20 protein-coding genes are annotated in these 23,914 nt (G+C 49.1%); 16 read left to right on the forward strand and 4 right to left on the reverse strand.

Annotation, left to right across the window (positions count from 1 at the left end; genetic code table 11):
• Window positions 1-276 precede the first annotated feature (276 nt).
• Window positions 277-1,506 carry a tetratricopeptide repeat protein gene (locus tag HMPREF2871_RS07520; protein WP_004519703.1) on the forward strand — a complete coding sequence of 410 codons (1,230 nt, stop codon included), beginning with the start codon at window positions 277-279 and terminating at the stop codon, window positions 1,504-1,506.
• 44 nt (window positions 1,507-1,550) lie between these two features.
• Window positions 1,551-2,729, forward strand: coding sequence for a bifunctional phosphopantothenoylcysteine decarboxylase/phosphopantothenate--cysteine ligase CoaBC (coaBC, locus tag HMPREF2871_RS07525; RefSeq protein ID WP_049344863.1), 1,179 nt, complete (start codon window positions 1,551-1,553; stop codon window positions 2,727-2,729).
• A 54-nt stretch (window positions 2,730-2,783) separates the two neighbouring features.
• Here the strand turns inward: coaBC and era are convergent, their stop codons facing one another.
• A complete protein-coding gene (gene era / locus HMPREF2871_RS07530; RefSeq protein ID WP_036493257.1) occupies window positions 2,784-3,713 on the reverse strand; it encodes a GTPase Era in 930 nt (309 codons plus the stop codon).
• 64 nt (window positions 3,714-3,777) lie between these two features.
• Entirely contained in the window at window positions 3,778-4,497 is a 720-nt protein-coding gene (rnc, locus tag HMPREF2871_RS07535) for a ribonuclease III (RefSeq protein ID WP_003683027.1), read from the reverse strand.
• Window positions 4,498-4,751: 254 nt separating this feature from the next.
• On the opposite strand from rnc, the gene HMPREF2871_RS07540 reads away from it, so the two are divergent.
• From HMPREF2871_RS07540 to nusB, 3 genes are all read left to right on the forward strand, one after another.
• Entirely contained in the window at window positions 4,752-5,075 is a 324-nt protein-coding gene (locus HMPREF2871_RS07540) for a DUF2185 domain-containing protein (protein ID WP_039862122.1), read from the forward strand.
• Window positions 5,076-5,168: 93 nt separating this feature from the next.
• Window positions 5,169-5,648: a 6,7-dimethyl-8-ribityllumazine synthase gene (gene ribH, locus HMPREF2871_RS07545; protein WP_003748562.1), complete on the forward strand. Its 480-nt coding sequence runs from the start codon at window positions 5,169-5,171 to the stop codon at window positions 5,646-5,648.
• Window positions 5,649-5,768: 120 nt separating this feature from the next.
• Window positions 5,769-6,197, forward strand: a complete 429-nt coding sequence (gene nusB, locus HMPREF2871_RS07550; RefSeq protein ID WP_004519698.1) for a transcription antitermination factor NusB — start codon at window positions 5,769-5,771, stop codon at window positions 6,195-6,197.
• Between the two features lie 117 nt (window positions 6,198-6,314).
• Here the strand turns inward: nusB and HMPREF2871_RS07555 are convergent, their stop codons facing one another.
• Complete coding sequence (locus tag HMPREF2871_RS07555; protein WP_004519697.1) at window positions 6,315-6,737, reverse strand: type IV pilin protein; 423 nt, start codon at window positions 6,735-6,737, stop codon at window positions 6,315-6,317.
• A 289-nt stretch (window positions 6,738-7,026) separates the two neighbouring features.
• On the opposite strand from HMPREF2871_RS07555, the gene HMPREF2871_RS07560 reads away from it, so the two are divergent.
• From HMPREF2871_RS07560 to nagZ, 10 genes are all read left to right on the forward strand, one after another.
• Window positions 7,027-8,208 carry an efflux RND transporter periplasmic adaptor subunit gene (locus HMPREF2871_RS07560; protein ID WP_004519696.1) on the forward strand — a complete coding sequence of 394 codons (1,182 nt, stop codon included), beginning with the start codon at window positions 7,027-7,029 and terminating at the stop codon, window positions 8,206-8,208.
• Window positions 8,209-8,289: 81 nt separating this feature from the next.
• Window positions 8,290-10,227: a MacB family efflux pump subunit gene (locus tag HMPREF2871_RS07565; RefSeq protein ID WP_049344864.1), complete on the forward strand. Its 1,938-nt coding sequence runs from the start codon at window positions 8,290-8,292 to the stop codon at window positions 10,225-10,227.
• Between the two features lie 63 nt (window positions 10,228-10,290).
• Window positions 10,291-11,673 carry a TolC family protein gene (locus HMPREF2871_RS07570; protein ID WP_039862103.1) on the forward strand — a complete coding sequence of 461 codons (1,383 nt, stop codon included), beginning with the start codon at window positions 10,291-10,293 and terminating at the stop codon, window positions 11,671-11,673.
• A gap of 111 nt (window positions 11,674-11,784) precedes the next feature.
• Window positions 11,785-12,651 carry a DUF808 domain-containing protein gene (locus tag HMPREF2871_RS07575; protein WP_049344865.1) on the forward strand — a complete coding sequence of 289 codons (867 nt, stop codon included), beginning with the start codon at window positions 11,785-11,787 and terminating at the stop codon, window positions 12,649-12,651.
• A gap of 55 nt (window positions 12,652-12,706) precedes the next feature.
• Window positions 12,707-14,254, forward strand: coding sequence for an apolipoprotein N-acyltransferase (gene lnt, locus HMPREF2871_RS07580; RefSeq protein WP_004519692.1), 1,548 nt, complete (start codon window positions 12,707-12,709; stop codon window positions 14,252-14,254).
• Between the two features lie 279 nt (window positions 14,255-14,533).
• A complete protein-coding gene (gene rpoH / locus HMPREF2871_RS07585; protein WP_004519690.1) occupies window positions 14,534-15,397 on the forward strand; it encodes an RNA polymerase sigma factor RpoH in 864 nt (287 codons plus the stop codon).
• Between the two features lie 147 nt (window positions 15,398-15,544).
• A complete protein-coding gene (gene hemA / locus HMPREF2871_RS07590) occupies window positions 15,545-16,798 on the forward strand; it encodes a glutamyl-tRNA reductase (RefSeq protein WP_049344866.1) in 1,254 nt (417 codons plus the stop codon).
• Window positions 16,799-17,043: 245 nt separating this feature from the next.
• Complete coding sequence (locus HMPREF2871_RS07595) at window positions 17,044-18,543, forward strand: DegQ family serine endoprotease (RefSeq protein ID WP_049344867.1); 1,500 nt, start codon at window positions 17,044-17,046, stop codon at window positions 18,541-18,543.
• 132 nt (window positions 18,544-18,675) lie between these two features.
• On the forward strand, window positions 18,676-20,196 hold the full coding sequence (locus HMPREF2871_RS07600) for a Na+/H+ antiporter NhaC family protein (protein WP_004519687.1): 1,521 nt from the start codon (window positions 18,676-18,678) through the stop codon (window positions 20,194-20,196).
• 97 nt (window positions 20,197-20,293) lie between these two features.
• A complete protein-coding gene (gene nagZ, locus HMPREF2871_RS07605) occupies window positions 20,294-21,379 on the forward strand; it encodes a beta-N-acetylhexosaminidase (protein WP_039862102.1) in 1,086 nt (361 codons plus the stop codon).
• Window positions 21,380-21,458: 79 nt separating this feature from the next.
• Here the strand turns inward: nagZ and HMPREF2871_RS07610 are convergent, their stop codons facing one another.
• The gene (locus HMPREF2871_RS07610) at window positions 21,459-22,205 is read right to left on the reverse strand and encodes an amino acid ABC transporter permease (protein WP_049344868.1); all 747 of its coding nucleotides are present in this window, start codon (window positions 22,203-22,205) and stop codon (window positions 21,459-21,461) included.
• Between the two features lie 327 nt (window positions 22,206-22,532).
• Here HMPREF2871_RS07610 and yegQ point away from each other — a divergent pair, with 327 nt between their 5' ends.
• A complete protein-coding gene (gene yegQ, locus HMPREF2871_RS07615; protein ID WP_004519683.1) occupies window positions 22,533-23,888 on the forward strand; it encodes a prephenate-dependent tRNA uridine(34) hydroxylase TrhP in 1,356 nt (451 codons plus the stop codon).
• Window positions 23,889-23,914: the final 26 nt, after the last annotated feature.

A 23,914-nucleotide genomic window follows, 5' to 3' on the forward strand; every position in this document is an offset into this window, starting at 1 on the left:
GAACTATACGCCTACCTACAAAACCAGTCAACACCCAACTTCAAAAAAATTAAAATTTTTTCACAACTATCTGTATTTAAATAATTTAAAATTTATTGGATTTTATCGTTCGATAGATAAAACAGATATCCAAAGATAAATAGTCCTGCAGTTTTACTCTTAATTGCCACATTCAAACACTCTATATCTCTATACTACTGGCGCTTTAGTCCCATCTACTCTTACAATCTCTACTTTCTCCAATAAAACAATCATAAATTTAGAATAGTCCCTATTATGAATAACGAAAAGATTCAACAAAAATTTGAACAAGCATATCACTCTTTTATCGAAGAGGAAAATTACGAGGAAGCGCTAAAACGTGCCGAGATTCTTTGCCTTCTCAATCCACAATCTGTCGAATTTCATCACAAAGTTGCTTATGCCTATCTGAAGCAGTTGAAATGGGAAAAAGCCATTGAGGCTGAAATGAAAACGTTAGAGCTGGATAGCACCTATATTCCTGCTTTGGATTTACTTGCCCATGCTTACGGCGCCCTAGATAATTGGGAAAAAACCGGGTTTTACGGTCATCAGGCTTTGGTTCTAAAAGACAAAGCCATCCCAGACCTAGAACATGAAATAATTCCGACATCAGCTCCAAAAAACGGCAAACGGATTATCTCCTTTTCTTTATTTGGCAATAATTCCAAATATATTGAGCCTGCCGTCTTAAACACCCAGCTTGCTCCTGTACTTTTCCCCGGTTGGACATGTCGTTTTTATATTGACGATTCTGTATCGGCTGAAGCTATTCAACGATTTAGAAATAACGGTGCAGAAGTGATTAAGGTTGGCGCTCCATTGGACAACTGGCCGGGTACGATGTGGCGCTTTCTTGCCATCAATGATCCCGAGGTTGAATACGTTATTTTCCGTGATGCAGATTCTATTATTTGTTATCGTGATGCAGCGGCCGTATCCGAATGGATAAAAAGTGGTACACTATTCCACACTATTCGTGACTCGGGCTCGCATACTGCCCTAATTCTTGCGGGTATGTGGGGCGCTAAAGCGGGCGCAGTCCCAGATATGCAGGAAAGGATTCAAAACTTTGTCGACGAGGGCTATCCTTCCAGGCATTTTGCCGACCAAGATTTTCTAGAAAAAGAATTGTGGGCCTATATCCGTCAGAATCTGTTTGCACATGACAGATTATTTGATTTCTGTAATGCACACGAAATTCCCGGCGAGTTCTACTCTAATTATCAAATCGCTTTCAGCGAAGGGGTCACCAGCTTTAATGCAACGACTGATTATGAAGACGGCAGTCTGGCAAGATGGACGCTGTACTCCAGTGCTTCGCCTTTGGTCAATCCGGACTACTCGCTCAATGTTGTTCCTGAATTTAAAGTCTGCAGTTATGTGACTGAAGTGAAAAACGGGGTGGTTTCAGCATTCTTACCGAAGAGATATGGCAATGCGATTAAAGCAAAACTGGCCAGGATCAACATCGAACAAATCTAATTTGATTTGATTCCTATATACCTCATTTAATGAACCCATTATTTATGAGCAAACACATTCTCCTCGGCATTACCGGCGGTATTGCGGCGTATAAATCTTGCGAACTGGTCAGACTGCTGAAAAAGCAAGGACATTCTGTATCAGTGGTAATGACAGATTCTGCGACGGAATTTGTCTCCCCACTGACTTTCCAAGCTTTAACCGGCAACCCTGTTTTATCGGATACCTATTCAGGCACTTCCAATAATGGCATGGCGCACATCAATCTGACGCGTGAAGCTGACGCATTTCTTATTGCACCAGCCACTGCCAATACGATCGCCAAAATTGCCAACGGATTGGCTGACAACCTGTTGACTACTTTGGCCGCAGCCAGAAAATGTCCTTTGGCCGTTGCGCCTGCAATGAATGTCGAAATGTGGAACAACCCTGCCAACCTGCGCAATATTGAGCAGCTGGTTTCAGACGGCATTACCGTGTTTTACCCAAACAGCGGCGAACAGGCTTGCGGCGAAACAGGTACCGGCAGAATGGTCGAAGCGGTCGATCTGGCAGATTTGTTAGAGGATTTATGGACACCCAAGCTATTGAGCGGCAAAAAAGTTCTGATTACAGCCGGCGCAACGTTTGAAGCCATCGATCCTGTCCGCGGCATTACCAATATTTCCAGCGGACAAATGGGCATGGCTTTAGCACGTGCGTGCCGTGCTGCCGGAGCGAAAGTCACGCTGATTTACGGTCAAATTCAGCTGGCCTTGCCAGCAGGCTTGGCTCATTCCGAACAAGCTGTCAGCGCAGAAGCCATGTATCAGGCAGTTCACCGCCATATCCATGAGCAAGATGTCTTTATTTCCGTTGCAGCCGTTGCAGACTATAAAGTCAAAAACAGCAGCAACGAGAAACTGAAGAAAAACGGCAATCAGCCTCCAATTATCGAACTGACGGAAAATCCGGATATTCTCGCATCCGTTGCCGCCCTACCTTCTCGACCATTCTGCGTCGGCTTTGCTGCCGAAAGCCATCAGGTTTTGGAATTTGCTCGGGCAAAACGTTTGCGCAAAAACGTACCGATGCTGGTAGCCAACCAAGTTTCCGTTTCCATGGGCAAACCAACCAATCAAATCACCATTATTGATGACCTTGCCGAAACCTCATTTCCGGAAACATCCAAACGCCAAGCAGCGGATGAAATCGTCAAACGTCTGACTGAGTTGTTGGCTTGATAAAAAAAGGCCGTCTGAAAATTTTTCAGACGGCCTTTGTTCAAACACATTAAATCACAATCCCAATTCGCGCAGGAAACGAATATCGTCTGCCCAACCGGATTTCACTTTCACCCAAATCTTCAAAAAGACTTTGGTATCAAATAATTTTTCCATATCAAGGCGGGCTTCAGTAGAAATTTTCTTCAATTTCTCCCCACCCTTGCCAATCAAAATCGCCTTTTGGCTGTCTTTATCGACCAACACCGCGATATAAATGCGGAACAGTCCGCTTTCCTCTTCCTCAAACTGCTCCACTTCAACATTCATCGCATACGGCAACTCTTCGCCCAAATAACGGAACAGTTTTTCGCGCACAATCTCCATCGCCAGAAATCGGCTGGATTTATCCGTCACCATATCTTCCGGATACATCGGGATACTTTCCGGCAGATACGGCTTGAGCAATTCCAGCAAATTGGCAATACGCAGACCATGTTTCGCGCTGACTGCCTCGCTGGCGGCAAATTCAAACTCTTGGCGCACTTCATTGATAAAAGCCTCAAGCGCAAATTTGTCTTTGGCTTTATCTTTATCGATTTTATTGACCACCAATACCACAGGCGTATGCTTAGGCAACTGCTTCAGCACCACGCGGTCCGCATCGGTAAAGCGCATGGCTTCCACCACAAAAACCACCACGTCCACGCCGCTCAACGCTTCGGTTACGTTTTGATTAAGACGGTCATTCAAGGCATTGCGGTGATTGGTTTGAAAACCAGGCGTATCGACAAACACAAATTGCGCCGTGTCGTCGGTGTAAATACCGGTTACACGGTTGCGCGTGGTTTGTGCTTTTTTACTGGTAATACTGATTTTCTGACCAATTAAATGGTTCATCAGCGTGGATTTGCCGACATTCGGACGACCCACGATGGCCACAAAGCCGCAACGATAATCCGTCGGGTGTTGCGACTCGTTTTGCAAAAAGGTTTCGATATCCATTTATATATGACTTTCTTGATTGTTTCAGACGGCCTTTGCATTTTTTCAAAGGCCGTCTGAAGTATCATTTTTTAGCTTTTTTCAAAGGGAACTTCTGTTCCAACCACTCTAAAGCTTCACATGCCGCTTTTTGCTCGGCCACTTTCCGACTGCTGCCGCGTGCATTGCAGATGAAACCGAGTTCGCCCAAATCACAGGAAATCACAAACATCGCATCAGCCGTCTGCTCCGCCTGCTCTTCGATTCGGTATTTCGGCAGGGCAAAGCGACGTGCCTGCAAGGCTTCCTGCAAAGCGGTTTTACTGTCTTTCTTGCCGATATTCAAATCCGCACGTTTCACGCGTTCCGCAAACAAATGGCGAACCACTTTTTCCGCCGCAGAAAAATCAGCGTCAAAGCTGACCGCCGCAAACATCGCCTCCATTGCGTCAGCCAAAATCGAAGGCCGTCTGAAACCGCCGCTCTTCAACTCGCCGGCACCCAAATACAAACCGTCGCCGACATTCATTTCCAACGCGATTTCAGCCAATACGCCTTCATTCACCAAAGCCGCGCGCATCCGCGACAACTCGCCTTCCGACAATTTCGGAAACGCGTCAAACAACATCCGCGCCACTGAATAGTTCAAAATCGAATCGCCGACAAATTCAAAACGCTCATTGTGTTTGGCATTGTAGCTGCGGTGAGTCAAAGCCTGCTGAAGCAGCTCCATATTGCGGAACTCATAGCCCAGACGCTTTTGAATCGCTCGATGCGCCTGCTGTTTGAGCAAATCAGGTTTCATTCCATACTTTCAAAAAAACAGCCGGAAAGCACGCCTCATCCGCAGTGAAACAAAATAAAAAGGCTACACCGGCAACTTTTTTATTTTGGCTCATTGTTTCTTGCGTCCCTCAAGCCGATAAACAATCAAAAGCCGTCATGTTCAAACCTGACGGCACTTGCCGACATTGTACCATCAAACCGACCCTGCACACATCCGTGCGGAAAAGCGGCGAATCGTGTAAAATCATGCCAAATCATCTCTTTGCCAACTCCATGAACAAATTTGCCCAAGCATTGGCCGCAGCGCTCGACCGCTGCATTGTTACCAACACCGTCGCCGAACAAGGCAAACCCGTCGGCTTCCTCTACCGCGAAGCCCCCGTATTTGAAAACGACAGCGGCTGGCGTATTTTCAGCGGCGACGAAACCGACGAATACACCGACAATCCCGACAACTTCAGCATTGTCAGCCTCTCCGCCATTACCGCAGACAATCCCGACATCGCGCCCCTGCTGACTCAGGCAGAAGGCAGCGCGTGGGAATTAAACGAAGACGGCGAGTTCCAAGCCGTTGCCGATTGGCAGCCGCAAGAATAATCCATCCCCATTTCGTTTCAGACGGCCTTCCCTATAACCAGGCCGTCTGAAACCGAGCCGAATCCCTATTTCACCAATATTGAAGGAATCATCATGAACATTATCGAACCCCGCCTCGACGGTACCAACTTGCGCATCGGCATCGTTCAGGCCCGCTTCACCAACGAAATCGGCAGCGAAATGGTCAAAGTTTGCTGCCGCACCTTAAAAGAATTGGGCGTAGCCGAAGACAACATCACGCTTGCCACCGTCCCCGGCGCGCTTGAAGTGCCTATCGCGCTGATGAACCTCGCTTCATCCGAACAATTCGATGCCCTGATTGCCATCGGCGTTGTCATTCGCGGCGAAACCTACCACTTTGAATTGGTATCCAATGAATCCGGCGCAGGCGTCAGCCGCGTTGCCCTTGATTACAACATCCCGATCGCCAACGCCATCCTGACGACCGAAAACGACGAACAGGCCGTCGCACGCATCGAAGAAAAAGCCTCCGATGCCGCCAAAGTTGCCGTAGAATGTGCCAACTTGGTCAACCATCTTTTGTCAGAACAATACGAAGACGACGAAGAATAAGTTCTCCCCGTATTGAATACCGCATATTTTCAGACGGCCTCCCAATCATGACATTGAGGCCGTCTGAATCATTCAATATTCAGCCGACAACCATCGGCACCCTCTTCACAAGGAATACCCATGAAAAGCCCACGCCGCCGCGCACGCGAGCTTGCCGTACAAGCCATTTATCAAGCAGGCATCAACAAAACAGCCGCTCCCGAAATCGCCAAAAACATCCGCGAACTGTCCCAAGCGCCCAATATGGATGAAGAGCTGTTCAACAAACTGTTTTTCGGCGCGCAAACCCATGCCGAAGAATACATGGAAAAAATCAGCCCCCTGCTCGACCGCGACGAGAAAGATCTCAGCCCTATCGAACGCGCCGTTTTGCTGGTTGCCTGCCATGAGCTGAGCACCATGCCTGAGACCCCCTATCCTGTCATCATCAACGAAGCCATTGAAGTCACCAAAACTTTCGGCGGCACCGACGGCCATAAATTCGTCAACGGCATCCTCGACCAACTGGCTTCACGCATCCGCCCTGACGAACCGCGCCGCAAAGGCTAAGATGGGCTTCACATCGGGCCGGGATTACCAATCTTTGCCCTGTATAAGCTAATGTGCTTATACAGCCAAACCATCCAAAAGGCCGTCTAAAATTCAGACGGCCTTTTATATTTCGATTTATTCCGATTTTGGTATTTCATAACCGGGGCAGTTTTGTTTATCACTGTTTGCCCAGATGATACCGCTGTCGTTGTAATAAACGGTACAAGTTTCATCGGCATTGGTTTCTCTATTGGGTACAGCCTTCAAAATATAACCTGAATCGGAAGGATCAGGCATAGAATCCGTACCTTCGGAAAAACTAATATTGAAATATTGATTCTGCTGCAAATTTTCGGTAGGAAACCCTACAAAAGTACTTTTTTGAGTATAGTAGCGTTCAAGTTGTTGGGCATTATGCAGCATCTGTGTGCGGACGGATGCGAGACGCGTTTGGCGGATGTAGTTTTGATAAGACGGATAGGCGATGGTAGCGAGAATGGCTGCAATCAAAACGACTATCAGCAGCTCGATAAGCGTGAAGCCTTGTTGGTGTTTCATTTTATTTGTGTCGTTAATAATTGGAATAAGACATGAATATTATAGTCGTTTTCTTGCGGCTTAAATGTTCAGATTCGGAGGGAGTTTGGGAATTTATGTAAACGAGGTACAAGTTCTGAAAAATATCTTCATCCTTTTATTTTTTATTTCAATAAGTTAAACTTCAATTTAAGTTGACCGTCTCTTGGTTGGTCTTGGTCTTTACAGTAAAATCCAGTTGTTTTTTTGTTTCTATCAATACATTGGTTGCTTGTCTGCGACGTTATTTTATTGAATTGGTTCCTTTTATATGTCTAAAGTTTTCAAGTGGGCGGCCGGTACGGCTGTTATCGTGGCTGCGGCTTTCGGCGGCTGGTCTTTGATGAAGCCTGAGCCTCAGTCTTCTTTTATTACGGAAGTGGTCAAACTCGGCGATATCCGTCAAACCGTATCGGCAACCGGCGAAATCTCGCCTTCCAATTTGGTATCCGTAGGCGCGGAAGCTTCAGGCCAGATTAAAAAACTGTATGTGAAACTGGGCCAACAAGTGAAAAAAGGCGATTTGATTGCAGAAATCGACTCAACCAATCAGCTCAATACCTTAAATACCGAAAAATCCAAACTGGAAACTTATCAGGCAAAATTGGTTTCTGCCGAAATTGCGCTTTCCAGTGCGGAGAAAAAATATAAGCGCGAACTTGCCTTATGGAAAGAACAAGCCACTTCCAAAGAAGATTTGGAATCTGCACAAGACTCTTTAGCCGCAGCCAAAGCCAATGTCGCCGAACTGAAGGCCTCCATCAAACAATCCAAAATCTCCATCAATACGGCCGAATCCGAATTGGGACACACGCGGATTACCGCCACCATGGACGGAACCGTGGTCGCCATTCCTGTTGAAGAAGGCCAATCCGTCAATGCGGCGCAATCTACGCCGACCATTATCCAGCTGGCCAATCTGGAAACCATGTTGAACAAAATGCAGATTGCAGAAGGCGACATCACAAAGGTCAAAGCCGGTCAGGATATTTCGTTCACCATTTTGTCCGAGCCGGACACGCCGATTAAAGCGAAATTGGACAGCGTCGACCCCGGCCTGACCACCATGTCTTTGGGCAGCTACACCAGCAGCACGGACACAACTTCCAATGCGATTTACTACTATGCCCGCGCCTTGGTGCCAAATTCCGACGGCAAACTTTCCATCGGCATGACCACTCAAAACACGATTGAAATCAACGGCGTGAAGAATGTCTTACTGGTACCGACGCTGACTGTAAAAAAACATAACGGTAAATCCTATGTCAGCATTTTGGGTGCAGACAATAAAGCGGTAGAACGCGAAGTAACCGTCGGTTTGAAAGATAGTATGAATACCGAAATCAAAAGCGGCTTGAAAGAAGGCGAAAAAGTAATCGTTTCTGAAATGAGCGCAGACGAAAAGAATAAGAGCAGCGAACGCGCGATGATGGGCGGCGGCCCTCCCCGCTGATTGATTAAGGCCGTCTGAAAGGTTTGGCTGTGTTTCAGACGGCCTTGGTTTCTGTATGTCTATTTTTCGCCCGGAAAGATTATGAGTTTAATCGAATGTAAGAATATCAACCGTTTTTTCGGTAGCGGTGAAAACCGTGTGCATGTATTGAAAGATGTCAGCCTTTCTATTGAAAAAGGCGACTTTGTGGCGATTATCGGCCAATCCGGCTCGGGCAAATCAACGCTGATGAATATCTTGGGCTGTCTGGATTCCGCCACTTCCGGCTCTTATCAAATCGACGGCATCGAAACATCGCAAATGCAGCCGGATGATCTGGCGGCTTTGCGCCGTGAGCGTTTCGGCTTTATTTTCCAGCGTTACAACCTGTTAAGTTCGCTGACCGCCCGGGACAACGTCGCCCTGCCTGCCGTATATATGGGCATGGACAGCAAAGAGCGCGCGGAACGTGCGGAAAAACTGTTGGGCGATTTGGGTTTGCAAAATAAAGAAGGCAACAAACCCAGCGAACTTTCCGGCGGGCAGCAACAGCGCGTTTCGATTGCCCGCGCGTTGATGAACGGCGGCGAAATCATCTTTGCCGACGAACCGACCGGCGCATTGGATACCGCCAGCGGTAAAAATGTGATGGAAATCATCCACAAGCTGCACGAAGACGGGCATACCGTGATTATGGTTACCCACGATCCGGGCATTGCGGCAAATGCAAACCGCGTCATCGAAATTCGCGACGGTCAGATTATTTCGGATACGTCTAAAAATCCCGATATTCCGCCAAGCAAAGTGGAGAGGATTAAAGAAAAAGCTTCCTGGTCGTTTTATTACGATCAATTTATGGAAGCATTCAAAATGTCGGTACAGGCGATTATGGCGCACAAAATGCGTTCGCTGCTGACCATGCTGGGGATTATCATCGGTATCGCTTCGGTAGTATCGGTAGTGGCCTTGGGTAATGGTTCTCAACAAAAAATCTTGGAAGACATCAACTCGATGGGCACAAACACCATCAGTATCTTCCCCGGCCGTGGTTTTGGCGACCGTAGAAGCGGACGGATCAAGACACTGACGATTAATGACGCAAAAGCTATCAGCCAACAAAGTTACGTCGCCTCCGCCACCCCTCAAACCAACTCCAGCGGCACCTTGACCTACCGCAACACCGACCTGACCGCCTCGCTTTACGGCGTAGGCGAACAATATTTCGACGTGCGCGGTTTGAAATTGGAAGAAGGCCGTCTGTTTGATGATGACGATGTAAAAACCGATGCCCAAGTTGTCGTCATCGACCAAAACACCAAAACCAAACTCTTCGGCGAAGGTGTCAATCCTTTAGGCAAAACCATCCTTTTCAAAAAACGTCCGCTAACCGTCATCGGCATTATGAAAAAGGATGACAACTCATTTGGCAATTCCGACTCGCTGATGCTTTGGTCGCCTTATACAACGGTCATGCACCAAATTACCGGCGAAAGCTATACCAACTCCATCGTTGTCAAAATCAAAGACGATGCCAACACACAGGTTGCCGAAAAAAGCCTGACCGAGCTGCTGAAAGCACGCCACGGTACAGAAGACTTCTTTATGAACAACAGCGACAGCATCAAAGAAATGGTGGAAAGCACAACCGGCACCATGACGCTGCTGATTTCTTCCATCGCGGTCATCTCTTTGGTGGTCGGCGGTATCGGCGTGATGAACATCATGCTGGTCTCCGTTACCGAGCGCACCAAAGAAATCGGCGTTCGCATGGCAATCGGCGCACGCCGCAACAATATTTTGCAACAGTTCCTGATTGAGGCCGTCTTAATCTGTATCATCGGCGGCCTGTCCGGCGTATTGCTGTCCGCAAGCATCAGCCTGGTGTTCAACTATTTTGTTACCGACTTCCCAATGAGCATTTCCATGACTTCCGTCATCGGCGCAGTCGTCTGCTCCACCGCCATCGGCGTCGCGTTCGGCTTTATGCCTGCCAACAAGGCTTCCAAGCTCAACCCGATTGATGCGCTGGCTCAGGATTGATTATGTTTCAGACGGCCTATTATTTTAGGGCCGTCTGAAATGCTGTTACCCGAAAGATTTTTTATGAAGACGAAACCTTTTTCCCAAGCAGCCTTATCATTGGCTGTTGCCCTTGCCCTAAGTGCGTGCGCCGCGCCTAAAGCCAATCCGAACCTGACGCTGGAAGCGACCGGCCAAGTCATGAGCGCGGCGGAAACTGCCGAACGCTACGATGTAAACGGCAACTGGTGGGAAATCTACCAAAGCCAGCAGCTCAATGCGCTGATGGAGCAGGCGCTGGCGAACAATGTCGATTTGAAACAGGCCGCCATCAGCGTCAACAAAGCTTTGTATCAAGCCAATATTTTGGGCGCGGATTTGGTGCCTTCGTTCAGCGGATCGTTGGGCGCGAACGCTTCTAAAAACCTGAAAACCGGCAGCCATGGCAATACCTTCAGCAGCCAGCTTGGTTTGAGCTACGAATTGGATTTGTGGCGCAAACTCAGTGCCACTGCCGATGCGCAGGTATGGGAATACCAAGCCACGCATGAAGACATGGCCAATACACGCCTGACTTTGATTAATAATGTCGCCGATGCGTATTTCAATATCTCCTACCTGAACGAAGCCATCGAGTTGGCGAAAAAATCGCTGAAGCAATACCAGGAAATCAACCGCATTGCGAATGCCAAGTTCCACTACGGCCGAGCCGACTCAAGCCAGCCGACCCAAGCCAAACAGTCATTGCTGAGCGCAGAAAACAGCCTGTTGTCTTTGCAAAACAATTTGGATACGCAAAAACAGGTTTTGCGTAATTTATTGAATTTAAGGCCGTCTGAAAACATGGCCGCCGATCCGGCACAATTCCGCCTGCTGCCGGTCAAAGGCGTGAACTTGGACGTACCGATTACCGTTTTAGCCAACCGCCCCGACCTGCGCGCCGCCGAATACCGCCTGCAGGCGTCGCAGCAATCGGTCAACGCGCAAAAACGCAGTTGGTATCCGTCGATTACTTTGGGCGCAAGTTTGAGTACGTCTTCCGATAAAGCGAAAAGCACGTTCAATATCCCTATGTTAGGCGGATCGGCCACCATCAATCTGCCTTTCCTTAATTGGCAGATCATGAAATGGAAAGACAAAACCGTACAAGCGGAGATGGACAGTGCCAAGCTGAATTTTGAAAAAGCCCTGACTACCGCGCTCAACGAGGTCAACACCAATTACCTTGCCTACAAAAACGCGCAGGCCAGCCTTGCCAATCAAGAACAGCGTTATCAGTTGGACAAGAAAAACAGCCATTACTATCAAGTACGCTACCAACACGGTAAAAACGAGCTGAAAGACTGGCTGGAGGCTTTGAATTCGGAATACAGCTCGGCGCAAAACCTACTGAACCAACGCTATGAAGCCTTGAAATACGAAAATATGGTGTATAAAGCCATGGCTGGACGTTATACGCCGAAATAGCATTTTCAGACGGCCTTTGGTTAATTTCCGTCAAAGGCCGTCTGAAACCATTCAAGCAACTGAATTTTCATATATAATCGCGCGTTTATTTGATTTTATCCGGACAACATTATGGCCTTCGCCTCTCTCTTTACGCTTTTGGACGACATTACCGCCGTTTTGGACGACGTAGCGATGATGACCAAAGTCGCCGCAAAAAAAACCGCCGGCGTGGTCGGTGACGATTTGGCGCTCAACGCCAATCAGGTAACCGGCGTATCCGCCGAGCGCGAATTGCCGATTATTTGGGCGGTGGCAAAAGGCTCTCTGGTCAATAAGCTGATTCTGGTGCCGCTTGCACTGTTGCTTTCCGCTTTCCTGCCAGCGCTGATTACGCCCTTGTTGATGATCGGCGGTGTTTATTTGTGTTTTGAAGGCGTGGAAAAACTGTTGCACAAATTCTTGCACCGCAATGAACACGAAGACGGACACGATGCCGAGCCTGAAGTCACAGACGAAAAAACAAAAGTGAAAGGCGCGGTCCGCACAGATTTCATCCTCTCCGCCGAAATTATTATTATCGCGCTGGGCGTTGTTGAAAAATATGACCTGATGACGCGTTCTTTGGTTATGGCCGCCATCGGTGTCGGCATGACGGCATTGGTCTATGGTTTGGTCGGCATTATCGTCAAACTTGACGACCTCGGCATGATGTTGATGCGCCAAAAAAGCGTTGCTGTGCAAGGTATCGGACGCAGTTTGATTTCATTTATGCCTTGGTTTATGCGTGGCTTGAGCATTGTCGGCACGCTGGCGATGTTCTTGGTTGGCGGCGGACTGATCACCCACAACCTTGGCTTTTTGCACGATTTCCTCCACGCACAGCATTGGGACAGCGGCATGATGGAACATATCGCCAACTTGGTGGTCGGAGTAGCCGCCGGTGCATTGGCTTGCGCAATCGTCCTGCCTGCAATGAAATTGTTTCAAAAAGACTGATTTTGTTTCCCTGCCGTCTGAAAACTTTTCAGACGGCCTCAATACCATTTAAAGCATGAATATTTTCCGTAAACTCGAACAATATTGGCAACATCCGCTGCTTTACTGGCCGCTGGTCATCTTGATTGCCGCCGCGACACCGTTCACTTTCGCCCCGTATTATCATTTCTGGCTGATGCCGCTGTTGTTTGGCGCGCTGATACGCCTGATTGAATTGCGTCCACGCTTTGCCGTCATGACTGCCTATCTGTTCGGATTAATCGGTTATACGGCGCAGTTTTATTGGATACACACTGCCTTGCATGATGTTTCGGGTTTGCCGGATTCATACGCCATCCCCCTCACCTTCCTGCTGCCGGCATTTCTTGCGCTTTATCCGGCCATCTGTTTTTGGGTGTGGAGAAAATGCAACCTGTCGCGCTGGGCCAAAACCGGCCTCCTGCTGCCGATTTTGTGGACGCTGGCAGAATTTGCCCGCGAACGTTTCCTGACTGGATTCGGCTGGGGTGCAATCGGCTATTCCCAAATCATCAAAGACAGCCCGTTGGCAGGCTTCGCGCCTTTGGGCGGCATTCATATGGTCACGCTGGCAACCGCTTTTCTCAGCGCATGGCTGGTGTTGCTGATTGACAACCACGGCCGTCTGAAACACCGCCTCCTGCCCTTATTCCTTATCGTTGCACTCTGCTCCGTCGGCTACATTTCCCAACAAACCGAATACACCCGCCCTGACGGCAGCACCAGCACGGTTGCCCTGATTCAAGGCAATATCGAGCAAAATCTGAAATGGAAAGAAGAGCAAATCATCCCAACCATTCAGAAATACTACGAACAAATCAGCAAAACCAGTGCTGACATCGTCATCCTGCCCGAGACCGCCCTGCCACTGATGCGCCAAGACCTGCCCGAAGGCATCTTGGAACAATTCGCCGAGCAAGCGCAAAGCAACGGCAGCGCGTTGGCCATCGGTATCAGCCAATATACGCCCGACGGCAACGGCTACGAAAATGCAGTCATCAATTTGAGCGACTATCACAACAGCACTTCCGATACCATCCCCTACTACGCCAAGAACCACCTCGTTCCATTTGGCGAATACAAGCCCTTGCCCACCATTACCGAGCGCCTCTATAAAATGATGGATATGCCTTTGGCCGACTTTCAAAAAGGCGGCGACAACCAAGCGCCTTTGGTGATGAAAGATCAAAAAGTCGCCTTCAATATCTGCTATGAAGACGGTTTCGGCGACGAACTCATTGCAACGGCGAAACGCTCCACCTTGCTTGCCAACATCAGCAATATGGCGTGGTATGGCAAGTCCAATGCCATGTACCAGCAGCTTCAACAGTCCCAAGCGCGTGCAATGGAACTGGGCCGCTACATGGTTCGCGCCACCAATACCGGCGCGACCGCCATTATTTCCCCTAAAGGTACGATTGTTGCCGAAGCCCAACCGGATACAGAAACCGTCCTCGAAGGCCACGTTAAAGGCTATATCGGCGAAACGCCTTATATGAAAGCAGGCGGCTCAACATGGCTTATCAGCATTTTGGCCGTTATCGGCGTATTCCTTATCCTGATTGGCCGGAAAAAACCAGAATAAAAAATTTTTAAGACCTTGTTATACAAGGTCTTTTTTATCACCAAAACTATTTACATACAGAAATGTTTGTAATATACTTAGCCAAAACCTAGCAAATCACTCAAATTTTCTAAGACAATCAACCCTTGCGATTCAAGCAGTAAAAACTATTGGATCTATCGTTAATTTACAGAAAAAATCCAACCCATAACAAAACAAACCACAGGCAGTGTTATACTGCTTGGCACACAATAAACAAAAAGCCGTTTTCAGACGGCCCAATCAAGGAGAGTATCCTTTATGAATAAAGCTTTTGCATTACCCGTTATCCACAGCGGCAACGGTAGCCTCGAGCAATACATTCATACTGTCAACAGCATTCCCATGCTGACTGCCGAAGAAGAAACACAACTGGCCGAACGTCAACAAAAAGGCGATCTCAACGCCGCCAAACAGCTTATTCTGTCTCATCTTCGCGTCGTCGTATCCATTGCACGCGGTTACGACGGCTACGGCCTCAACCAAGCCGACCTGATTCAAGAAGGTAATATCGGCCTGATGAAAGCCGTCAAACGCTACGAACCGAGCCGCGGCGCGCGCCTGTTTTCGTTTGCCGTGCATTGGATTAAAGCCGAAATCCATGAATTCATTTTGCGCAACTGGCGTTTGGTCCGCGTTGCCACAACCAAACCGCAACGCAAACTGTTCTTCAATCTGCGCAGCATGCGTAAAAACCTGAATGCCTTGTCTCCAAAAGAAGCGCAAGAAATCGCCGACGATTTGGGCGTCAAATTGTCCGAAGTCTTGGAAATGGAACAACGCATGACCGGTCACGATATCGGCATCATGGCAGAAAACAACGATGACGAAGACAACTTCGCCCCTATCGACTGGTTGGCCGATCACGATGCAGAGCCTAGCCGCCAGTTGTCCAAACAAGCCCACTACGCCCTGCAAACCGAAGGTCTGCAAAACGCCTTGGCACAACTGGACGACCGCAGCCGCCGTATCGTTGAAAGCCGCTGGTTGCAAGACGATGGCGGTTTGACCCTGCACGAATTGGCTGCCGAATACGGCGTATCTGCCGAACGCATCCGCCAAATCGAAGCCAAAGCTATGCAAAAACTGCGCGGTTTCTTGGCAGAAGAAGCTGAAGCCGTTTAAGCCTTTCTTGATAAAAGGCCGTCTGAATCTTTTCAGACGGCCTTTTCGATGGCAAACCTCATTGCATCTTCTCCCCCAACACATTCATTTTAAAGCCCACTTAAGCTATAATACCCACCACACACACTACCCAGTCATACCATAACCATGCAACTTACCGTCGTCGGACTCAATCACCAAACCGCGCCCTTGAGCATACGCGAAAAACTGGCATTTGCAGCTGCAAATCTGCCGGATGCCGTGTCCAACCTCGCGCGTAGTGAGGTGGCGGAAGAAGCAGTCATTCTTTCTACCTGCAACCGCACCGAGCTTTACTGCGTCGGCGAAACCGAAAAAATCATCGACTGGTTGGCACAATATCACGACCTGCCTGCCGAAGAAATCCGCCCTTACCTCTATACCTTAGATAATAATGAAACCGTCCGCCACGCCTTCCGCGTCGCCTGCGGTTTAGATTCCATGGTCTTGGGCGAACCGCAAATTCTCGGTCAAATCAAAGATGCCGTCCGCGTTGCGCAAGAACAGGAAAGCATCAACACCCACTTAAACGCCCTGTTTCAAAAAACCTTTGCCGTTGCCAAAGAAGTGCGTACCGACACTGCTGTCGGCGAAAACTCCGTCTCCATGGCTTCTGCATCGGTCAAAATGGCAGAGCAAATCTTCCCTTCCATTTCTGATCTGAACGTCCTTTTTATCGGCGCAGGCGAAATGATTGAGCTGGTGGCTACTTATTTTGCCGCCAAAAATCCCAAGCTCATTACCGTTGCCAACCGCACACACCAGCGCGCGCAGGAATTGTGCGACAAACTCGGTGTCAACGCCGAAGCTTGCCTGCTGAACGAATTGCCCGATATTCTTCACGATTACGACGTGGTTGTTTCTTCCACTGCCAGCCAACTCCCACTCGTCGGCAAAGGCATGGTCGAACGCGCATTGAAAAAACGCCACAACATGCCTGTTTTCCTGCTGGATTTGGCTGTTCCGCGCGATATCGAAGCCGAAGTCGGCGAATTGGAAGACGCATATCTCTATACCGTAGACGACATGATGGACATTGTCCAAAGCGGTAAAGATGCGCGCAAAAAAGCAGCGGCGGCGGCTGAAAGCATGGTGGAAGAAAAAGTCAGCGAATTTATCCGCCTACAGAAAAACCGCCAAAGCGTTCCGCTTATCCGCGCCTTGCGCGACGAAGGTGAACGTGCACGCCGCCAAGTATTGGAAAATGCCATGAAGCAACTGGCAAAAGGCGTATCCGCCGAGGATGTCCTCGAACGCCTCTCCATTCAGTTGACCAACAAACTGCTCCACTCTCCGACACGCACGCTCAATAAAGCTGGCTCGGACAACAGCGAATTAATCGATGCCGTGGCACAGATCTACCATTTGGATCAACACGACTGACCACAATTTAAAGGCCGTCTGAAAAAAGCGAACCGACCGACAGGTCATATTCAAAAGTTTTCAGACGGCCTTAAAACAATAAAATCCCAATTATCATTTTTTCATTTAAAATGAAATGCTTGAAAAAAAACCGTTAAAGTGTAAAAATCCTACCTTATACATTTAAACAGCATTCAAACAATAAAACTGCCTGCCGATTCAAACGCATGCCGACAATACGATAGGCACCGGCAAAAGGAACTTTCGTGCATATTAAAACAAACACATATCTGGCCCTTGCTGTCCTCTCAGCTTCCCTTCTTTCAGGTTGCGACAAAGTCAGCACCTTTTTCGACAAAGACGAAAACAAAGAACTCGTTCAACGTATTGAAACCAATACCGATGACGGAAAAGTCGGTATGTTGTTGCCCGACTTCGCCCAACTGGTGCAAAACGAAGGACAGGCCGTCGTCAATATTCAAGCGACACCGGCAAAACGCTCTGCGACACCGGATGACGACCACAGCATGGACCTGAGCCAATTTCCCGACAACGATCCGTTTTACGAGTTCTTCAAACGCCTTGTTCCCAATATGCCAGACATGCCGCAAGAAGATACCGAAAGCGACGATCTGAATTTCGGCTCCGGCTTCATCATCAGCAAAGACGGCTATATCCTGACCAATACCCACGTGGTTGCTGGCATGGGCAATATCAAAGTCCTGCTCAACGACAAACGCGAATACACGGCCAAACTGGTCGGCTCAGACGCCCAATCCGACGTTGCCCTCTTAAAAATTGAGCCGCAAGAAGACTTGCCGGTTGTCAAAATCGGCAATCCGAAAGATTTGAAACCGGGCGAATGGGTAGCCGCCATCGGCGCACCTTTCGGCTTTGACAACAGCGTAACTTCAGGCATCGTCTCCGCTAAAGGCCGCAGCCTGCCGAATGAAAACTACACGCCGTTCATCCAAACCGACGTTGCCATCAACCCCGGCAACTCAGGCGGCCCGTTATTCAACCTCCGCGGCCAAGTAGTCGGCATCAACTCGCAAATTTACAGCCGAAGCGGCGGTTTCATGGGCATTTCGTTTGCCATTCCGATTGATGTTGCCATGAATGTGGCCGATCAATTAAAAGCCAACGGCAAAGTCCAACGCGGTCAATTAGGCGTGGTTATCCAAGAAGTTTCTTACGATTTGGCCAAATCTTTCGGTTTGGACAAAGCAAGCGGCGCGCTGATTGCCAAAATCATGCCGAACAGCGCAGCGCAACTAGCCGGGTTGCAAGTCGGCGATATTGTCCGCAGCGTAAACGGAGAAGAAGTCCGTGCCTCCAGCGACTTGCCGGTCATGGTCGGCTCGATGATGCCGGGCAAAGAAGTGACTTTGAGCATTTGGCGCGGCGGCAAACAAACCGATGTCAAAGTCAAACTTGGCAGCGCAGCCGAACAAACGGAAACTTCTGCAAAAGAAGCCGAACACCCGCAACACGAAGGCGGCCATGACGGATTTACCGTTGAAAATGCAGGCCTAACTTTGCAGGTTGAAAACGCAGACGGCAAACAACGCTTAATCGTTCTGCGCGTTAGCGGTGCGGCCGAACGTGCCGGCCTCAAACGCGGCGACGAAATTATTGCCGTCAGCCAAATCAGCGTCAATGACGAATCCACTTTCCGTAGCGCATTGGAAAGCGCAGGCAAAAACGTACCGCTTTTGGTACAACGCGAAGGCAATACTTTGTTCCTCGCGCTAAATCTGCAATAGCAAGATTTTCAGACGGCATGATGATGCGTTAAATGATAAAATACCCATCTGTCAGAGGCGGTGGGTATTTTGTTATCCGTCTTCCAGTTTAGGCCGTCTGAAAATATTTCACCGCTTATATACAATATAATTATGCAACTTATTAATTATTCGAATTCTATTTTATCCATTATTCCTGCAGCCATCGCGCTTGCCCTGGCCATTGCCACGCGTCGTGTATTGCTGTCCTTGGGTGTCGGCATTATCGTCGGCTCATTCCTGCTGGTAGGCGGTAATCCGCTTGATGCCTTGGTTCACTTGAAAGACATGGCCGTCAGCCTGACTTGGGCGGACGGCGATTGGTCTTTGGGCAAACCCAAAATCCTGCTCTTCTTAGTGCTTTTGGGGATTTTCACTTCCCTGCTGACGCATTCAGGCAGTAACCAAGCATTTGCCGATTGGGCAAAACAGCACATCAAAGGCCGCCGTGGTGCGAAGCTGCTGACTGCCTGCCTGGTATTCGTTACCTTTATTGACGACTATTTCCACAGCCTTGCCGTCGGCGCGATTGCCCGCCCTGTAACCGACAAATTCAAAGTTTCCCGCGCCAAACTGGCTTATATCCTTGACTCCACTGCCGCGCCGATGTGCGTTTTGATGCCTGTATCCAGCTGGGGGGCATCGATTATTGCTACTTTGGCAGGCCTTTTGGTGACTTACAACATCACAGACTACACACCAATGGGCGCATTCGTGGCCATGAGCCTGATGAATTACTACGCCGTCTTCGCATTGATTATGGTGTTTGTCGTGGCCTGGTTCTCCTTCGACATCGGCTCCATGGCCCGTTTGGAACGCGCCGCTTTGAATGAAATTCATGATGAAACCGTTGAAACAGGCCATCCCAACGGTCGCGTATTCGCTCTGATTGTGCCGGTTTTGGTACTGATCGTCGCCACTGTTTCCGCCATGATTTACACTGGCGCACAAGCTTCTGAAACCTTCTCTTTGCTCAGCGCATTTGAAAATACCGATGTAAACACTTCCCTCGTATTCGGCGGCACCTGCGGCGTATTGGCCGTCATCCTCTGCACCATCGGCACCATCAAAACCGGCGATTACCCTAAAGCCATTTGGCAGGGCATCATCTCTATGCGCGGTGCCATTACCATCTTAATTTTGGCATGGATCATCAGCACCGTTGTCAGCGAGATGCACACCGGCGAATACCTCTCCACTTTGGTGGCAGGCAATATCCACGCAGGCTTCCTACCCGTGATTTTGTTTATGCTCGCAGGCGTGATGGCCTTCGCTACCGGCACAAGCTGGGGCACATTCGGCATCATGTTGCCGATTGCCGCCGCCATGGCCGTCAAAGTCGAACCTTCGCTGATTATCCCTTGCATGTCTGCCGTAATGGCCGGTGCCGTATTTGGCGACCACTGCTCGCCAATTTCCGATACCACTATCCTCTCTTCTACCGGCGCACACTGTAACCACATCGACCACGTTACCTCGCAATTCCCTTATGCGCTGACCGTAGCCGCATCTGCTGCCACAGGCTACCTCGCACTGGGCATGACCGGCTCTGCGCCTTTAGGTTTTGTGGTAACCGGCATCGTGATGGTTGTGTTGGTTTTCATCTTAAAAGACAAGAAAAAAGCAACTGCCTAATTCAAAACCAATATTCAGACGGCCTGAGATATTCTTACACTCTCAGGCCGTCTGAACATAACGATTATCCAATAGATACATTATTCAGGACAAAACAATGAATACGCCTCATCTTCCACGCGGCCCAGTCATGGCCGACGTCGCTGCCTATCATCTGACCGAAGAAGAAAAACAACGCCTGCTCGACCCTGCCGTCGGTGGCGTTATTTTGTTCCGCCGCAACTTTGAAAACGTTTCCCAGCTCAAAGCTTTGGTTCAAGAAATCAAAGCCGTCCGTACACCTGAACTTATCATCGCCGTCGACCACGAAGGCGGACGGGTTCAACGTTTTATTGACGGCTTCACCCGCCTGCCTGCCATGAATGTATTGGGCGAAATTTGGGATAACGAAGGCCAAGAAGCCGCCTGTACCCAAGCAGAACAAGTCGGCTGGGTTTTGGCAACCGAACTCTCCGCCTGCGGTATCGACCTATCCTTTACGCCTGTATTGGATTTGGACTGGGGTCAATGCGCCGTCATCGGCAACCGCAGTTTCCACCGCGACGCCAACATCGTTACCCAGCTTGCCCTTGCCCTGCAAAAAGGTCTGAACAAAGGCGGCATGAAATCTTGCGGCAAACACTTCCCCGGCCACGGCTTTGTCGAAGGCGACAGCCATCACGTCCTGCCTTGCGACGAACGCAGCCGAGAAGAGCTAGAAGCCGCAGACCTTATCCCCTTCCGAGCATTGAGCCAAGCAGGCATGGCCGCAGTCATGCCTGCCCACGTCGTATACCCGCAAACCGACAGCCAACCTGCCGGCTTCTCCGAAAAATGGCTGAAACAAATCCTGCGCCAAGAAATCGGATTTAACGGCGTTATCTTTTCAGACGACCTGACCATGGAAGGCGCATGCGGTGTCGGCGGTATTAAAGAACGCGCCCGCCTTTCTTTTGAAGCAGGCTGCGATATTGTACTGGTGTGCAACCGTCCCGATTTGGTAGATGAATTGCGAGACGGTTTCCACGCACCGGCAAACGCCGACTTGGCAGCGCGTTGGCAATACATGGCCAACACATTGACCGTACAAGAAGCCGCCGACATCATGGCAACCGAAGCATTCCAAGCCGCCCAACAAGCAACTGCCAAACTGGCAACGCCAAAAGACATCGCTGGCGGTGTCAAAGTCGGTGAAGCATTCTGATTCAAGGCCGTCTGAAACATTGACAGCAAATAAAAAAAGGAAGACTTGAAAAAGTCTTCCTTTTTTTGATTTAAAGCGATTAGCGGTGTTGCGGATTGTAACGGTTTTCCAATCGCAGGAATACCCAACCCAAAAAGCTTGTCAGCACCAAATAAATCAGCGCAATTGTATAAAGCGGCTCTTCATAGACAGAATAGCGGCCGGTAATCGTGCTTTGTACATAAGCCAACTCTGCCACGCCAATGACGGAAAGCAATGAGCTGTCTTTCAACAACGTAATAAACTCACTGGCCAATGGCGGCAACATACGGCGCAAAGCTTGCGGCAAAATCACATAACGCATCGCCTGAGTATAGGTCAGCCCCAAAGAACGCGCAGCTTCCATTTGGCCTTTATCAATCGATTGAATACCGGCACGGAAAATTTCACAAATATACGCACCCGAGTTCGCAACCAAAGCCAAAGAACCGGCAATCAGCGCACCATAAGAACGGCGCAGATCAACAGCTGCTTCGCCGCTAATCAGCACACCGTCGGCCGGGTGAACGAAAAATGGGAACCAAACATAAGCCCAAATCACAATTTGTACAAACAATGGCGTACCGCGGAACAGCGTAACATACCAAAAAGAAATCTTACGCAACACCCAAGCCAAGGCACGCATCGGCACACCGGCTTTTTCCGGATTGATCAAACGCGCCAATGCCAACAGCAAACCCAAAACCGAGCCACCTGCCGTTGCAACCACCGTCAGTCCCAGCGTTGTCAACACGCCGTATAAAAACATCCAGCGGTATTCATAAATAATGTCAAAACGAAAATCCATAAACCTTCCGTCGGTCAAAATCGGTAACTAATCCGAATATTTTTTAAAATGAAGCTTGATATTTTACAAGAAAATACATTGCTTGAACGGTTTTTTGTTAAATTATTCCGCCCAACCCTGCTTTTTTTACATTTCTAATAAATTAAAGCCCCTTTTCACCTTTGCCCATATAGGACATTTTCCGTATAAAAAACAAAGCGCAAACCCGACACAAAATTGACCGAAACACAAAAACAGCGGATAATCCGCCCATTCTTCAAACATCTTTCAGACGGCCTTCCCTCTTTCCTTAAGGGCCGTCTGAAAACATTTTAAAAAGCATAAAACATGAAAGTACCCGAACTCTTATTGCCTGCAGGCGGCCTCGAACGCATGCGCGCCGCCTACGATTACGGCGCAGATGCCGTTTACGCCGGCAGCCCGCGTTACTCCCTGCGCGCCCGCAACAACGAATTTGCCAAACTCGACGTCCTCGAGCAAGGCATTAAAGAAGCGCACGAGCGCAACAAAAAATTCTTCCTGACCGTCAATACGCTGCCGCACAACTCCAAACTCAAAACCTTTGTTTCCGATATGGAGCCCTTGATTGCCATGAAACCCGACGCGTTGATTATGGCGGATCCGGGTTTGATTATGACTGTGCGCGAAAAATGGCCGGAAATGCCGATTCACCTGTCCGTACAGGCAAACACCACCAACTACTGGGGCGTGAAATTCTGGCAAAACATCGGCGTTGAGCGCATTATTCTGTCGCGCGAATTGAGCATGGAAGAAATCGCCGAAATCCGCCAAGAATGCCCCGACATCGAACTCGAAGTCTTCATTCACGGCGCATTGTGTATCGCCTACTCCGGCCGCTGCCTGCTCTCCGGCTATTTCAACCATCGCGACCCCAACCAAGGCACCTGCACCAACTCCTGCCGTTGGGACTACAAGGTTCACAACGCCACTGAAAGCGATGCAGGCGACGCCCAACTTCTGCAAGGTTTCAACTTTGAAAAAGCTCAAGAAGAAGCCAACCAAAACTTTGAAGGCATCAATGGTCAAAAACGCCATCCCTACGCCGACAAAGTTTTCCTGATTGAAGAGTCCAACCGCCCGGGCGAAATGATGCCGATTATGGAAGATGAACACGGCACCTACATCATGAACTCCAAAGACCTTCGCGGCATTGAAGTGGTTGAGAAACTGGCAAAAATTGGTGTGGACAGCCTCAAAGTCGAAGGCCGTACCAAATCGCTCTATTATGTTGCACGCGTGGCCCAGTCCTACCGCAAAGCGATTGACGATGCCGTTGCAGGCCGTCCGTTTGATTACAGCCTGTTGAGCGAACTCGAAGGCCTCGCCAACCGTGGCTACACCAGCGGCTTCCTCGAACGCCACCAAACTCAAGACTACCAAAACTACCTCAGCGGCCATTCCACCGCCAAACAAAGCCAATACGTCGGCCACGTTACCGAAATTGATGAAAACGGCTGGGCGACAATCGAAGTTAAAAACCGCTTCGCTGTCGGCGATTCACTCGAAATCATCCACCCGAGCGGCAACCAAACCATCAAATTGGAACAAATGACCCGCAAAGGCCAGCCTGTCGATGTTGCCCCAGGCAACGGCATTCAGGTCAAAATCCCGAATATGCAAGGCAAAGAAAAAGCTTTGGTTGCGCGGATTATGAATCCTTAAGCATCAAAAAATAAAGGCCGTCTGAA

Source organism: Neisseria sp. HMSC067G12, assembly GCF_001812725.1.
Taxonomy (GTDB): domain Bacteria; phylum Pseudomonadota; class Gammaproteobacteria; order Burkholderiales; family Neisseriaceae; genus Neisseria; species Neisseria perflava.

Coding starts and splice junctions, on each gene's coding strand:
- HMPREF2871_RS07520 (WP_004519703.1), top strand. CDS start 277: ATGAATAACGAAAAGATTCAACAAAAATTTGAACAAGCATATCACTCT.
- coaBC (WP_049344863.1), top strand. CDS start 1,551: ATGAGCAAACACATTCTCCTCGGCATTACCGGCGGTATTGCGGCGTAT.
- era (WP_036493257.1), bottom strand. CDS start 3,713: ATGGATATCGAAACCTTTTTGCAAAACGAGTCGCAACACCCGACGGAT.
- rnc (WP_003683027.1), bottom strand. CDS start 4,497: ATGAAACCTGATTTGCTCAAACAGCAGGCGCATCGAGCGATTCAAAAG.
- HMPREF2871_RS07540 (WP_039862122.1), top strand. CDS start 4,752: ATGAACAAATTTGCCCAAGCATTGGCCGCAGCGCTCGACCGCTGCATT.
- ribH (WP_003748562.1), top strand. CDS start 5,169: ATGAACATTATCGAACCCCGCCTCGACGGTACCAACTTGCGCATCGGC.
- nusB (WP_004519698.1), top strand. CDS start 5,769: ATGAAAAGCCCACGCCGCCGCGCACGCGAGCTTGCCGTACAAGCCATT.
- HMPREF2871_RS07555 (WP_004519697.1), bottom strand. CDS start 6,737: ATGAAACACCAACAAGGCTTCACGCTTATCGAGCTGCTGATAGTCGTT.
- HMPREF2871_RS07560 (WP_004519696.1), top strand. CDS start 7,027: ATGTCTAAAGTTTTCAAGTGGGCGGCCGGTACGGCTGTTATCGTGGCT.
- HMPREF2871_RS07565 (WP_049344864.1), top strand. CDS start 8,290: ATGAGTTTAATCGAATGTAAGAATATCAACCGTTTTTTCGGTAGCGGT.
- HMPREF2871_RS07570 (WP_039862103.1), top strand. CDS start 10,291: ATGAAGACGAAACCTTTTTCCCAAGCAGCCTTATCATTGGCTGTTGCC.
- HMPREF2871_RS07575 (WP_049344865.1), top strand. CDS start 11,785: ATGGCCTTCGCCTCTCTCTTTACGCTTTTGGACGACATTACCGCCGTT.
- lnt (WP_004519692.1), top strand. CDS start 12,707: ATGAATATTTTCCGTAAACTCGAACAATATTGGCAACATCCGCTGCTT.
- rpoH (WP_004519690.1), top strand. CDS start 14,534: ATGAATAAAGCTTTTGCATTACCCGTTATCCACAGCGGCAACGGTAGC.
- hemA (WP_049344866.1), top strand. CDS start 15,545: ATGCAACTTACCGTCGTCGGACTCAATCACCAAACCGCGCCCTTGAGC.
- HMPREF2871_RS07600 (WP_004519687.1), top strand. CDS start 18,676: ATGCAACTTATTAATTATTCGAATTCTATTTTATCCATTATTCCTGCA.
- nagZ (WP_039862102.1), top strand. CDS start 20,294: ATGAATACGCCTCATCTTCCACGCGGCCCAGTCATGGCCGACGTCGCT.
- HMPREF2871_RS07610 (WP_049344868.1), bottom strand. CDS start 22,205: ATGGATTTTCGTTTTGACATTATTTATGAATACCGCTGGATGTTTTTA.
- yegQ (WP_004519683.1), top strand. CDS start 22,533: ATGAAAGTACCCGAACTCTTATTGCCTGCAGGCGGCCTCGAACGCATG.